Genomic DNA, 13,673 nt, shown 5'->3' on the forward strand with positions numbered 1-13,673 from the left:
GCTCAACCCGCCGGCCGATGTCTCGACCGACACCGATGCCGGGGAGCGCGAGACGGTGCGCTGCATCCTGGCGGCGCTCGATGGCTGCGGGCTGGAGAAGGTGGTGGCCGCATCGGCCTATGGCGCGCAGCCGGGCGAGCGGGTCGGCGACCTCACCGTGCTGTACGGGCTCGAGCAGGGGCTGAAGGCGCAGCCGATCCCGGCGGTGATCCAGCGCGGCGGCTACTACATGAGCAACTGGGCGCCGTCGCTGGAGGCGGTGCGGGCGGGCGGTGTCCTGCCGAGCATGCTGCCGGCCAGGCTGAGGATCCCGATGGTGGCGCCCGAGGATCTCGGCAAGGCGGCCGCGCGCTGGCTGGCCGAGCCGGTGGAGCGGACCGGCCTGCATTATGTCGAGGGGCCGGAGCGCTATTCCGCCGCAGATGTGGCGGCCGCCTTCGCCGCGGCGCTCGGCCGACCGGTCGAGGTGCAGGAGATCCCGCGCGACAGGTGGGAGGAGACCTTTCGCGGCCTCGGCTTCTCCGAGCCCGCCGCGCGATCCTTTGCCCGTATGACCGCGGCCGGCGTCGACGGCGGCTTCGAGATGCCGGACGACCCCGTGCGCGGGTCGGTGACGCTGCGGGACTACATCGCCGCCCTGGTGCGCGGCCGGCCGCAGGATCGTTGACCCCGCGCTTCGCCTCGTAGACCCTCCGCCGGATGGATATGCCCGGCGCCATGATCGTCTTTGCCCAGGTCGTCGACAGCCGCAGCTTCTCGGCGGCGGCGGCGCGGCTGGGGCTGTCGAAATCCGCGGTCAGCAAGCAGATCGCCAAGCTGGAGGACCGGCTGGGCGCCCGCCTGCTGAACCGCACCACCCGCACCCTCAGCCCGACCGATGCCGGGCAGGATTTCTACGAGCGTTGCCGGCGCGTCGCCCGCGAGGTGGAGGAGGCGGAGCGGGCGATCACCCATCTCTCGGCCGAGCCGCGCGGCGTGCTGCGGCTGAACGCGCCGGCCAGCTTCGGCCGCGAATACCTGGCGCCGCTGGTGCCGGAAATGCTGGCGCGCTGGCCCGAGCTGCGGATCGAGGCGCTGTTCGAGGACCGCTTCGTCGATGTCGTGGCCGAGGGCTTCGACCTAGTGATCCGCATCACCCGGCTGCAGGATTCCAGCCTGGTGGCCCGGCGCATCGCGTCGTGCCGGCGGCTGCTCTGCGCAGCACCATCCTATCTCGAACGCCGCGGCGTGCCGCGAGTGCCGGCCGACCTGCTGCAGCATGACTGCATCCTCTACAGCTACGCCACCGACCAGAATGAGTGGGAGTTCGTCGGCCCGGACGGGCGGCTGGAGACGGTGCGGGTCGACGGCAGGCTGCGCGCCAACAGCGGCGAGGTGACGCTGGCGGCGCTGCGGGCCGGCGCCGGACTGGCGCTGTCGCCGGATTTCATCGTCGGGCCGGAGATCGCCGCCGGGCGGCTGGTGGCGCTGATGACCGAATACGAGAACCCGTTCGGCGCGATCTACGCCGTCTGGCCGCACAACCGCAACCTGGCGCCGAAGGTGCGGGCGGTGGTCGACTTCCTGGTCGAGCGCTTCGCCAGGGAGCCGATCTGGGAGCGGCGGCCTGGCCTCTAGGGACCGCCAGAAGGTCTTTGTGTTGCCTCTCCCGCCAGCGGGGCCTTTTCCGAATTCCAACCCCGTCATTGCGAGCGCAGCGAAGCAATCCATCGTGCCGCAAGAGCGGAGGCATGGATTGCTTCGTCGGCTTCGCCTCCTCGCAATGACGGCGAGGGAATGGGTGTTGTGAAAAGGTCCCGTAAGCGGGAGAGGCAACACGTTAGAGCTTTAGCCCGCCCCGCCCTCGGCGCCGCCATGCGTCTTGCTGCGCAGCGGGCGCTGCTCGACCCGCAGATAGGTCACGAGGCTCAGCGCGAACACCGCCGCCACCGCCGCGAACAGCACGGCGAAGGCGCGGGCGACATGGCCGCGCTCGGCCTCGTCCAACGGGCGGCGCACCAGCTCCTCCAGCCCCGAGACCGAGGCGACGGACGGGCTCCAGGCCACGATCAGACCCAGCACCAGGGCCGAGCCGGCGGCGACCAGGATGGCGCCGCCGAGGGCGCGGGAGAAGCCGACGGCGCCGGTCACCGCGCCCAGGTCGCGCACCGTCACCGCGTTCTGCGCCGCCACCATGCTGGCCGGGAAGATCGGGCCGACGCCGAGCCCGACGATCATCAGCAGGCCGGAGGCGACCAGCGGCGTGGCATGGGTCGCCAGCGCCGCCAGCACCAGCGCCGCCGCGATCGCCACCGGCAGGCCGATCACCGGCGGCCGGCGATAGGTGCCGGTGCGGGTGATGGAACGGCCGGACAGCGAGGCGGTGACGGTGGTCGAGATCATCAGCGGGATCATCATCAGCCCGACCTCGCCGGTGCCGGCCCGCAGCGCCACCTGCAGATAGGTCGGCGCCAGCACCGCCAGCACCAGATAGCCGCCGAAGGCGAGGAAGACCGACAGCAGCACCGGCCCGACCACGGCGTCACCCAGGAAGCGCGGCGGCAGGATCGGCTCGGCCACCCGGCCCTGGCGGCGGAAGAACAGCCAGCCGCCGAGCACCGCCAGCGCCACGGCGGCGACCACGGGCAGCGAGGCCCAGGGGAAGGCGGTTCCGCCCCAGGACAGGCCCAGCAGCAGGGCGGTGGTGCCGAGGGTGAGCAGGGCGATCGAGACGAAATCGATCCGCGCCTTGACCCGCGGCACCGGCAGCTTGCGCAGCGCCCGGTCGACGATGCCGAGCGCCAGCAGGCCGAGCGGCAGGTTGATCCAGAAGATCCAGGGCCAGCCGACATACTGGGTGAGGACGCCGCCCAGGGTCGGGCCGATCAGGGCGGAGCCGGCCCAGACCGTGGCGAAATAGGCGGCGTAGCGGCCGCGCTCCCGCGGCGCCACGACGTCGGCGATCACCGTCTGGGCCAGGGTCAGCAGGCCGCCGCCGCCCAGCCCCTGCAGGGCGCGGGAGGCGATCAGCATGGTCATCGAGCTGGACAGGGCGCACAGCGCCGAGGCGGCCAGGAACACCACCAGGCAGCCCAGCAGCATCAGCCGGCGGCCATACAGGTCGCTGAGCTTGCCGAGGATCGGCGTGGCGCAGGTCGAGGTCAGCAGATAGGCGGTGACGACCCAGGAGATCAGCTCGAAATCGCCGAGCTCGCGCCCGATCGACGGCAGGGCGGTGGCGACGATGGTCTGGTCGAGCGCCGACAGGAACAGCGCCAGCAGGGCGCCGAGCACGATGGTGTGGGTCTCGGACGGGGTCAGGGTCGTCATTCTTGCTGCTTCCTCCCGCCCCGCGCGAGTCGGGGCGGCCCATCCTAGCGGCTTGCGCCAGCGGGGAGGGCGGCGAAGCACCGGGAGCAGGGATGCGGACGGGACGGCCACCCGTCGGAAGGCGGCCGCGACGATGACCGGAGGCCGGGACGAGTTCGCTGGCGGATATAGGAATGAAAGCGGGCGCGGCTTCTGTCCGGTTCGCGATTGCTGTATGGATTCAAGAACTCCGCCGCGGCGGAGAAAAGGAATGTATTTGCGTCAATCGCAAAGATTTGGGGGGAACCATGGCCATTGTCGACAGGATCGCGCCGCTCCTGCGTCTCGCGGGGCGGGGCCGGCGCCTGATGGGCCTGGCACTTGCGATCGTCCCGGGCCTCGTGGCCTCCGTCGCGCAGGCGCAATCCGGTGCTGCGCCCCAGGCCACGCCGCCCTGGCCGACGACACCGCCGGCCGCGATCTGCGGCAATGCCGGCATCCTCAACGGGCCGGCGACGGCGCCGAGCGGCGCGGTGGTGGTGCCGGCGGGCAGCAACCGCACCTTCGACTTCAACCGTCCGGGCGCGACCTTCTGGTTCGCCCCCGGGGTGCACACCCTCGGGACCGGCCTCTACGACCAGATCATCGCCCGGACCAACACGAAATATGTCGGCGCGCCGGGGGCGATCATCGACGGGCACCACCGCAACCTCTATGCCTTCACCGGCAACGTCCGCGGCGTGACCGTCGCCTATCTCACCATCCGGAACTTCGGCCGCGGCCTCGACAACAAGGATGAGGGCGTCGTCAACCACGACGCCGGGTCGAACTGGACCGTCGAGCACAACACCATCATCGGCAATGACGGGGCCGGGGTGTTCATCGGCAGCGGCAATGTGGTGCGCTACAATTGCCTGAAGAACAACGGCCAGTACGGCTTCAGCATGTACAAGCCGCCGGTCAACGGCGATTCCTCGATCAAGAGCATCGTGCTCGATCACAATGAGATCACCGGCAACAACACCGACGACTGGGAGCGGCGGGACGACGGCTGCGGCTGCACCGGCGGCGGCAAGTTCTGGGACGTCAGGGGCGCCCGCGTCACCGCCAACTGGGTGCACGGCAACAAGAGCGTCGGCCTGTGGGCCGACACCAACAACATCGACTTCCTGTTCGAAGGCAACCTGATCGAGGCCAACACCGACGAGGGCCTCTGGTACGAGATCAGCTACAACGCGACCATCCGCGGCAACAGCTTCCGCCGGAACGCCTGGAAGAAGGGCCACGACAACCAGGGCTCTCCCGCGGCCGCAATCTACCTGTCGGAATCGGGCGGCGAGCCGCGCCTGGCCTCCGCCGTATCCGGCGCGGCGAAGATCCGGATCGCCAACAACTACTTCGAGGACAATTTCTCCGGCGTGTCGATCTATGAGAACGCCAACCGGTTCTGCAACTCGAACGGCAATACCAGCACGGAGTATTGCACGCCGCTGGTGTCCCCGACGGTGATCCCGGAGCCGCTCAACACCACCTATCCGAACCCGATCAACGCCAAGCATCCCTGCTACACGCAGATCGCCAAGGCCCCGTACCGCACCGACTGCCGCTGGCACAGCGCGAATATCGAGGTCAGCGGCAACGAATTCCGCTTCGACAGCCGCGTCGTGCCATGCTTCGGCACCTATTGCGGCGTCCAGGCCCTGATGGCGACCGGCGCCGACAACATCCGCTGGTCGCCCTACACCGTCGAGGGTGTCCAGAACGACGTGATGTTCCGCAACGGCAACCGCTTCTTCAACAACCGCTACACCGGCAACTGGCGGTTCGCCACAGCCTGGGGCGGCGACGACGACATCCTGACCTTCGCCCAATGGCGGGCCGCGCCCTTCGGCCAGGACAAGGGCAGCACGCGGACACCTTAGCCGCCGCCGGGTCAGCCCACCGCCGCGTCCTTCACCGGCAGCGTCACGGTCTGGACCAGGCCGCCGGCGGGGCGGTTGGCGATTTCGATCCGGCCGCCGCTGCGGTCGACGATCTCCTTGGCGATGGCCAGGCCCAGCCCGGCGCCTGGCACGGTCTGGCGCCGCGCCGGGTCGACCCGGAAGAACGGCTCGAACACCCGCGCCAGCAGCTCCGGAGGGATGCCGGGGCCGTGGTCGGTGATGACGATGCGGGCCTCGCCCATGCCTTCGCCCGGGGCCACGTCCAGCGCCACCTCGGCCCCGCGGCCATGGGTGGCGGCGTTGATCACCAGGTTGCGCAGCGCCCGCTTCAGCGCCAGCGGCCCGGCTTTGACCGAGACCGGCGCGGCCCGCAGCAGCGTCACCGGCAGCGACTGCTCGGCCAGCTCGGCGCAGACGGTCTCGACCAGCCGGTCCAGCCGCAGCGGCTCGGCGTCGCCGCCCTCGACCTCCTCGCGCACCAGCCGGATGGCGCTGTCGGCGATGCGGTCCAGCTCGTCGAGGTCGCGCAGCCAGGCCTCGCGCTCCTCATCCGGCAGGAACTCGGCGCGCAGCCGCATCCGCGTCATCGGCGTGCGCAGATCGTGGCCGGCAGCGGCGACCAGGCGCATCCGGCTCTCCATCGCCGCCCGCAGCCGGGCGGACAGGCGGTTCAGGGCCCGCGCGGCGGTCTTCATCTCGGCCGTGCCGGTCTCCGGCAGCTCCGGCAGCGCGCCGTCCGGCCCGATCCGGCCGATCGTGCCCTCCAGCAGCGCCAGCGGCCGAACCGCGCGGTCGGCGGCGACCGCGGCGATGCCGATGGCGCCCAGCACCAGCAGCAGCATCCAGCCGGCGAAGGCCAGCGGCACGCCTTGCGGGATCGGCAGGTCCGGCATCTTCAGCCACAGCCAGCGGCGCGGATCGATCTGCACCGACAGGGTCCCCGGCATGTCGGGCGACTGCCGGGTGATGACCAGCGGCAGCGCCGGCCCGCCCACATGCATCGCGTCCTCGAGCAGCTCGGTCCCGCGCGGGTCCCGCTCCCCCGGCGCCGGGTTCGGATGCAGCTCGAAATCCGCCGCCCGCCCGGGGTTGTCGGCCGGGCCGATGCCGTTCTCGACCAGGTCGGCGATCAGCCGGATGTGGCGGGCGAAGGGCTCGACCGTGCGGGCCGGCGACGGCTCGCGCAGCAGCAGCAGGGCGACGAAGCTGGCGATGCCGACCACGGCGATGATGGCCACCGCCAGCAGCAGGATGATGCGCGCGCGCAGCGTGTTCACGCGGGGTCCCTCGTCTGCTCGACCGCGACCGCCAGCTGGTAGCCGCCGTTGCGCACCGTCTTGAAGATCTGGAACCGGCCGCCGTCGCCCAGCTTGCGGCGCAGCCGGCTGACCAGCACGTCGATCGACCGGTCCAGCGGCTCCGCCTCGCGCCCCTGGGTCAGGTCCAGCAGCTGGTCGCGCGACAGCACCCGGCCGGGCCGTTCCAGGAAGGCCAGCAGCAGCTCGAACTCCGCGCCGGTCAGGATCACCTGCTCGCCGGTGTCGTCGACGATGCGGCGGGTGGCGGGGTCGGCGACGAATCCGGCGAAGCGGTAGTGGCCCAGCTGGGGCGCCTCATCCGGCGCGGCCGATCCCGTCCGCCGCAGCACGGCGCGGATCCGCGCCACCAGCTCGCGCGGGTTGAACGGCTTGCCCAGATAGTCGTCGGCGCCGATCTCGAGACCGATGATGCGATCGACATCCTCCTTCAGCGCGGTCAGCAGGATCACCGGCAGATGCGGCTTGCGGCGGCTGAGCTCGCGGCAGATCTCGAGCCCCGAGCCGTCCGGCAGCATGACGTCGAGCACCAGCAGGTCGATCCGGCCCGCCGCCAGCCGCTCCTCGCATTCGCGCCGGTCGGCGGCCAGGGTGACCCGGAAGTTCTGGCCGTCGAGATAGCGGCCCAGCAGACGACGGATCTCGGGATCGTCGTCGACGACAAGGATATGGGGAGAATTCTGCATCGGTCGGGCAATCGCCAAGTCTGTTGTCGTGATCTTTACGGCGCCGAAGACAGGCGGCGATGGGTTTTGTGCAACGGAGTATTGCCGGCGGCCGGCTGGCAACGTTGGGCAACCAATTTCCTCTGGCGGTTCACATTCGGCAATGGGCGGACGAAGGGCGGAAACACGGCGGTCCTAGCTTCGCCTCGTTCACAGCAACAGGAGCGAGGCTGTCGATGAAATCCACTGTCGCCATCATCGGTGTTGCGACGGCCGGTGTCATCGGTCTCACCCTCGGCACGGTGATGAGCCCCGGCGGCACCGCCCTGGCCGACCCGGTCAACGTCAACACGATTCAGGCCGCCGCGCCGGATGCCCCGCCGCCGGGGCCGGACGGGTTCGGCCCGGCCCGGCCCGGCGACGGGCCTGCCTGGCGCCGCGGCCCGGATCTCCGCCCGGATTTCCGCATGAAGCTCGCCCAGGACCTCGCCGGCCTCGAGACCATCGCCGGCATCCGCGCCGACCAGCTCGACGCCTGGCGCGACTACACCAGCGCGCTGCTGGCCCTGATGGCGCCGCCCCGGCCGCCCGCCGACGGCGACCGGCAGCCCGACGCCTTCGGCCGCTCCGAGCACCTGGCCGATACCGTGATCGACCGCGCCCAGACCGCCGAGCGGCTCAAATCCGCGATCGCCACGCTGCGCCGGACGCTGACGCCGGAGCAGATCGCCCTGCTGCAGCAGGCCGAAGGCCACATGGGGCCGCCTCGTCCTCTTCCTGGTCCCGGTCCGCAGGACCAGCGCTTCGCCCCTCCGGCCGAGCGCCCGGCGCCCGACGCCGGCTGACGGACCGGTCGGGCCGGCCCGGTGTTCCCCCCACGCACCCGGGCCGGCCCGATGGTTTCTGCCCGTTTCCGAGACTGACGATCATCGTGAAGACTCATCTGCTGCGGGGCGTTGCATCGCTCACCGCCCTGATCCTGGCGGGCTGCGCGGTCGGCCCCGATTTCCAGCGTCCGGCCGCGCCGGGCGTCGGCCAGTACACGCCCGGGACCCCGCTGGCGCAGACCGCCTCGGCCAATGTGCCGGGCGGCGGCGCGCAGCGCATCCAGAACGGCCGGGACATCCCGGGCGACTGGTGGCGCGTGTTCAAGTCGGACACGCTGAATCGGCTGGTGGCGGAGGCGCTGAAGGCCAACCCCGACATCCAGTCGGCCCAGGCGACGCTGCGCCAGGCGCAGGAGAATGTCGCGGCCGGGCAGGGGGCGCTGTTCCCGACCGTCAGCGGCTCGACCTCCGGCACGCGGGAGCAGAGCAACAGCACCGGGGCGACGGCGACCGGCGGCACCCGCACCGTGACCTCGGTCTACAACGTCTATAACGCCTCGGTGGACGTGTCCTACGACCTCGACGTCTGGGGCGGCACGCGGCGCAACATCGAATCGCTGCAGGCCACGGCCGATTACGAGCGCTTCCAGCTCGAGGCCAGCTACCTGACCATCGCCAGCAACGTGGTGACGGCGGCGATCCAGGAGGCCTCGCTCAGGGCACAGATCGCAGCGACCGAGGAGATCATCAGGACCGAGCGGTCCTTCCTCGGCATCCTGCAGCAGCAGTTCGCCCTCGGCGGCATCTCGCAGGCCGACGTCGCGGCGCAGCAGGCCACCGTGGCGCAGGACGAGGCGCTGCTGCCGCCGCTGCAGAAGCAGCTGGCACAGCAGCGCAACCAGCTGGCGGTCTATCTCGGCCGCTTCCCCAGCGAGATCTCGGGCGACGATTTCGAACTGAAGTCCTTGACCCTGCCGGCCGACCTGCCGCTCAGCCTGCCGTCGCAGCTGGTCGAGCAGCGGCCGGACATCCGGTCGTCTGAATCGCAGCTGCACAGCGCCAGCGCCAAGATCGGCGTCGCCATCGCCAACATGCTGCCGCAGATCACGCTCAGCGCCAGCTACGGCAGCAGCGCCAGCAGCTTCGGCGACCTGTTCTCGCCCGGCACCGTGGCCTGGAACATCGCCGGCAAGGTGGTGCAGACGATCTTCGACGGCGGCACGCTGCTGAGCGACAAGCGCGCGGCCGAAGCCGGCTTCGACATCGCCGCCGCGCAGTATCGCAGCACCGTGCTGTCGGCCTTCCAGGACGTGGCCGACGCGCTGCACGCGATCCAGTACGACGCCGACACGCTGAAGGCGCAGCTGGCGGCGGAGCAGGCGGCCCAGCGCAGCCTCAATATCGCCCGCAGCCAGTACCAGGCCGGCGCCACCACCTACACCACCGTGCTGACCGCGCAGACCGCCCTGCTGAACGCCCGGATCAGCCGGATCCAGGCCCAGGCGGCGCGGCTCAGCGACACCGCGGCGCTGTACCAGGCGCTGGGCGGCGGCTGGTGGAACCGCAGCGACGTCCCGACGGACCGCAAGCAGCCCACGCCTAGCCTGCCCGATTGATCGACGGATAGAGACATGGCCAAGAGCAGAACGGCTTCGCTGATCCTCCGCATGGTGGTCATGCTGATCGTGATCGGCGTGATCCTGGGCGGGATCTTCGGGTTCCAGGCCTTCAAGGGCAAGATGATCGCGCAGGCGATCGCCGCCCTCAGCAACCCGCCGCAGACGGTGTCGACCATCCAGGCCGCGGCCAGCGACTGGCAGGAGACACTGGAGGCGGTGGGCAGCTTCCGGGCGGTGAACGGCGCCGACCTGTCCTCCGAGGTCTCCGGCATCGTCGAATCCTTCAGCTTCCAGGACGGCCAGGACGTCGCCGCCGGCGCGCCGCTGGTGCAGCTGCGGGCGGAGGAGGATATCGCCACGCTGCGCCAGTACCAGGCGGCCGCGGACAACGCCCAGCTCACCTATGACCGCGACCTGCGGCAGCTGAAGGCCCAGGGCGTCAGCCAGGCCACGGTCGACAGCGACCTGGCGACGCTGAAGAGCAACCAGGCCCAGGTGGCGGCGCAGCAGGCGCTGATCGACAAGAAGACGGTCAAGGCGCCCTTCGCCGGCCGGCTGGGCACGCGCCAGGTCGATCTCGGCCAGTATCTCGCCGCCGGCACCGCCATGGTGACGCTGCAGTCGCTGGACCCGATCCTGCTCGACTTCACCCTGCCGCAGCAGGCGCTGGCCAAGCTGAAGCCGGGGCAGGCGGTGACGGCGACGCTGGACGGCTATCCCGGCCGTGGCTTCGGCGGCACCATCACCGCGATCAGCCCGCTGGTCGACAGCAGCACCCGCAGCCTGACGGTGCGGGCCAGCTTCGCCAACCCGGACCATCTGCTGCTGCCCGGCATGTTCGCCAAGGCGTCGGTGCAGGTCGGCGCGCCGCAGCGCTACGTCACCCTGCCGGCGACGGCGATCGTCACCAACCCCTATGGCGACATCGCCTACATCGTCTCCGGCACCGCGCCGCACCAGACGGTGCAGCAGACCTTCGTCGTCACCGGCGGCGCCCGCGGCGACCAGGTGGCGGTGACCAAGGGGGTGAAGGAGGGCGACACCGTCGTCACCTCCGGCCAGTTGAAGCTCCAGAACGGCTCGCCGGTCACGATCAACAACGCGGTGATGCCGCCGAACGACCCCTACCCGCCCGTGGCGGACCCGAGCTGAGAGCGCCGCCGTCATGAAATTCACCGACCTCTTCATCCGGCGCCCGGTGCTGGCGCTGGTGGTCAGCGCGCTGATCGTCGTCCTCGGCTACCAGTCGTACAAGTCGCTGGCGGTGCGACAGTATCCGAAGACCGAGAACGCCGTCGTCACCGTGACCACGACCTATTACGGCGCCGACCCGGACGTGGTCGCCGGCTTCATCACCACGCCGCTGGAGAACGCCATCGCCCAGGCGAACGGCATCGACTACATGACGTCATCCTCGACCAGCGGCGTCTCGACCATCACCGTCAACCTGCGGCTGAACTACAACTCCGACGCCGCTGTCACCGAGATCAACACCAAGGTCAATTCGGTGATCAACCAGCTGCCCTCGGCGGCGCAGCAGCCGACCATCACGCTCTCGGTCGGCCAGACCATCGACGCCATGTATATCGGCTTCTACTCCGACGTGCTGGCGGCGAACCAGATCACCGACTACCTGACCCGCGTCGTCCAGCCCAAGCTGCAGGCGGTGCAGGGGGTGCAGACAGCGGAGCTGCTGGGGTCGAAGGTGTTCGCGCTCCGCGTCTGGCTCGACCCCGACAAGCTGGCCGGCTACGGCCTCACCGCCACCGACGTCTACACCGCGCTCAGCAACAACAACTACATCTCCGGCGTCGGCACCACCAAGGGCCGGATGACCGAGATCACGCTGACCGCCTCGACCGACCTGCACGATGTCGAGCAGTTCAAGAACCTGGTGGTCAAGCAGGCGAACGGCGCGGTGATCCGGCTGAAGGACCTCGGCAACGTCGTGCTCGGCGCCCAGGATTATGAGGGCCGGTCGACGGTGGACGGCAACACCGGCGTCTTCGTCGGCATCCAGGTGGCGCCGACCGCCAACCTGCTGGACGTCGTCGCCGGGGTTAAGGCGGCGATGCCCGGGATCCAGGCGCAGCTGCCGAACGGGCTGCGCGCCAGCGTGATCTACGATTCCAGCGCCTTCGTCACCAGCTCGATCAGCGAGGTCGTGTCCAGCCTGGTCGAGGCGCTGGCGATCGTCGTGCTGGTGGTGTTCCTGTTCCTCGGCTCGCCGCGCTCGGTCTTCATCCCGGCGGTGGCGATCCCGCTATCGCTGGTCGGCACCTTCGCGATGATGCTGGCCTTCGGCTTCTCCATCAACCTCTTGACCCTGCTGGCGCTGGTGCTGGCGATCGGCCTGGTGGTCGACGACGCGATCATCGTGGTCGAGAACGTCAACCGCCATATCGAGGAGGGGGCGACGCCGCTGCAGGCGGCGATCGACGCGGCGCGCGAGCTGGTCGGGCCGATCATCGCCATGACCGTGGTGCTGGTCGCCGTCTACGTCCCGATCGGCTTCCAGGGCGGGCTGACCGGCGCGCTGTTCACCGAATTCGCCTTCACCCTCGTCGGCGCCGTCACCGTGTCGATGATCGTGGCGCTGACCCTGACGCCGATGATGTGCTCGCGCATCCTGAAGCCGCATCTGACCGACCGCAGCGGCTGGGAGGAGCGGCTGACCGACTTCATCGACCGGCGCTTCGAGGGCATCCGGCGGCCCTATCAGCGGATGCTGCATGGCAGCCTGAACACCGTGCCGGTGACGCTGGTCTTCGCCGCCATCGTGCTGGGCAGCATCTATTTCCTCTATGCCGGCGCGTCGACCGAGCTGGCGCCGAACGAGGACCAGGGCGCGGTGCTGGTCTCGACCACCAACCCGCCCCAGGCCTCGCTGGACCAGAAGGCGTCGAGCTCCGACCAGGTGGCGAAGGCGATGCGCGCCTATCCCGAGACCGACCACACGCTCGGCATCGACAGCAGTTCGACCTCGATCGCGGTGCAGGTGCTGAAGCCCTGGGACGAGCGCGAGCGCACCGCCGGCACGATCCAGGGCCTGCTGCAGCAGGACATCGCCAGGATCGCCGCGGCCCAGAGCGTCGCCTTCCAGCCGGCGCCGCTGCCGGGCAGCAATGGCCTGCCGATCCAGTTCGCGATCGGCACCACCGGCGGCTTCCAGGAGCTGAACGACGTCGCCAACACCTTCCAGCAGGCGGCGCAGAAGACCGGCCTGTTCATCTTCCTGACCCGCGACCTGCAGATCGACAAGCCGCAGGCCGAGATCGTGATCGACCGCGACAAGGCGGCCCAGCTGGGCCTGACCATGAACACTGTCGGCAGCGCGCTGGCGGCGATCCTCGGCGGCGGCTACGTCAACTACTTCAGCATCGAGGGCCGGTCCTACCAGGTGATCCCGCAGGTGCAGCAGGTCTCGCGCCTGACCACCCGGCAGATCCTGGACTATCCGATCACCGCGGTGGACGGCACGCAGATCCCGCTCTCCGCCATCGCCACGATCAGGACCGAGGCGGCGCCGCGGGCGATCTCGCATTTCCAGCAGCTCAACTCGGCCACCATCTCGGGCGTGCCGGCGCCGGGTGTGTCGACCGGCCAGGCGCTGGCGGCGCTGAACGACCTCGCGGCCAAGACGCTGCCGCCGGGCTACTCGGTCGATTACGGCGGCCAGTCGCGCCAGGCGGTGCAGGAATCGAGCGGCCTGGTGCAGATGTTCGCCCTGGCGCTGGTCATCATCTTCCTGGCGCTGTCGGCCCAGTTCAACAGCTTCCGCGACCCGCTGATCATCCTGGTGTCGGTGCCGATGTCGATCGCCGGCGCGCTGGCCTTCATCAGCGTCGGCGTCGGCGGCGCCTCGATGAACATCTACACCCAGGTCGGCCTGGTGACGCTGATGGGGCTGATCAGCAAGCACGGCATCCTGATCGTCGAGGTCGCCAACGGCCTGCAGCAGGCGGGCAGGAGCAAGCGCGAGGCGATCGAGGGCGCCGCCTCGATCCGGCTGCGG

General features: G+C 70.1%; 10 protein-coding genes. 7 read left to right on the top strand and 3 right to left on the bottom strand.

What is annotated here, in order from left to right:
- On the top strand, window positions 1–667 hold a 667-nt coding region (locus tag ABDW35_RS19420), incomplete at its 5' end, for an NmrA family transcriptional regulator (RefSeq protein WP_343715529.1).
- A 50-nt stretch (window positions 668–717) separates the two neighbouring features.
- Window positions 718–1,617 (top strand): LysR family transcriptional regulator, encoded by a 900-nt coding sequence (locus ABDW35_RS19425; RefSeq protein ID WP_343715530.1) that lies wholly within the window; start codon window positions 718–720, stop codon window positions 1,615–1,617.
- A gap of 210 nt (window positions 1,618–1,827) precedes the next feature.
- Here the strand turns inward: ABDW35_RS19425 and ABDW35_RS19430 are convergent, their stop codons facing one another.
- On the bottom strand, window positions 1,828–3,309 hold the full coding sequence (locus ABDW35_RS19430) for an MDR family MFS transporter (protein ID WP_343715531.1): 1,482 nt from the start codon (window positions 3,307–3,309) through the stop codon (window positions 1,828–1,830).
- A gap of 347 nt (window positions 3,310–3,656) precedes the next feature.
- Here ABDW35_RS19430 and ABDW35_RS19435 point away from each other — a divergent pair, with 347 nt between their 5' ends.
- A complete protein-coding gene (locus tag ABDW35_RS19435) occupies window positions 3,657–5,210 on the top strand; it encodes a right-handed parallel beta-helix repeat-containing protein (protein WP_343715532.1) in 1,554 nt (517 codons plus the stop codon).
- Window positions 5,211–5,221: 11 nt separating this feature from the next.
- Here the strand turns inward: ABDW35_RS19435 and ABDW35_RS19440 are convergent, their stop codons facing one another.
- Together ABDW35_RS19440 and ABDW35_RS19445 are read right to left on the bottom strand one after the other, a co-directional pair.
- Window positions 5,222–6,508, bottom strand: coding sequence for an ATP-binding protein (locus ABDW35_RS19440; protein ID WP_343715533.1), 1,287 nt, complete (start codon window positions 6,506–6,508; stop codon window positions 5,222–5,224).
- Window positions 6,505–7,233 (bottom strand): response regulator transcription factor, encoded by a 729-nt coding sequence (locus ABDW35_RS19445; protein WP_343715534.1) that lies wholly within the window; start codon window positions 7,231–7,233, stop codon window positions 6,505–6,507. The genes ABDW35_RS19440 and ABDW35_RS19445 overlap by 4 nt, the downstream gene beginning before the upstream one ends.
- A 215-nt stretch (window positions 7,234–7,448) precedes the next feature.
- On the opposite strand from ABDW35_RS19445, the gene ABDW35_RS19450 reads away from it, so the two are divergent.
- The 4 genes from ABDW35_RS19450 to ABDW35_RS19465 form a co-directional block, all read left to right on the top strand.
- Complete coding sequence (locus ABDW35_RS19450; protein ID WP_343715535.1) at window positions 7,449–8,057, top strand: hypothetical protein; 609 nt, start codon at window positions 7,449–7,451, stop codon at window positions 8,055–8,057.
- Window positions 8,058–8,143: 86 nt separating this feature from the next.
- A complete protein-coding gene (locus ABDW35_RS19455; protein ID WP_343715536.1) occupies window positions 8,144–9,655 on the top strand; it encodes an efflux transporter outer membrane subunit in 1,512 nt (503 codons plus the stop codon).
- Window positions 9,656–9,670: 15 nt separating this feature from the next.
- Window positions 9,671–10,810, top strand: coding sequence for an efflux RND transporter periplasmic adaptor subunit (locus ABDW35_RS19460; RefSeq protein WP_343715537.1), 1,140 nt, complete (start codon window positions 9,671–9,673; stop codon window positions 10,808–10,810).
- A 13-nt stretch (window positions 10,811–10,823) separates the two neighbouring features.
- A partial coding sequence (locus ABDW35_RS19465) for an efflux RND transporter permease subunit (RefSeq protein ID WP_343715538.1) occupies window positions 10,824–13,673 on the top strand: 2,850 nt, incomplete at its 3' end.

Source organism: Inquilinus sp., from assembly GCF_039594555.1.
Lineage (GTDB): Bacteria > Pseudomonadota > Alphaproteobacteria > DSM-16000 > Inquilinaceae > Inquilinus.

What these genes read in the sequence shown, in the direction of transcription:
- ABDW35_RS19425 (WP_343715530.1), top strand. Translation starts at nt 718, where the DNA reads ATGATCGTCTTTGCCCAGGTCGTCGACAGCCGCAGCTTCTCGGCGGCG.
- ABDW35_RS19430 (WP_343715531.1), bottom strand. Translation starts at nt 3,309, where the DNA reads ATGACGACCCTGACCCCGTCCGAGACCCACACCATCGTGCTCGGCGCC.
- ABDW35_RS19435 (WP_343715532.1), top strand. Translation starts at nt 3,657, where the DNA reads ATGGGCCTGGCACTTGCGATCGTCCCGGGCCTCGTGGCCTCCGTCGCG.
- ABDW35_RS19445 (WP_343715534.1), bottom strand. Translation starts at nt 7,233, where the DNA reads ATGCAGAATTCTCCCCATATCCTTGTCGTCGACGACGATCCCGAGATC.
- ABDW35_RS19450 (WP_343715535.1), top strand. Translation starts at nt 7,449, where the DNA reads ATGAAATCCACTGTCGCCATCATCGGTGTTGCGACGGCCGGTGTCATC.
- ABDW35_RS19460 (WP_343715537.1), top strand. Translation starts at nt 9,671, where the DNA reads ATGGCCAAGAGCAGAACGGCTTCGCTGATCCTCCGCATGGTGGTCATG.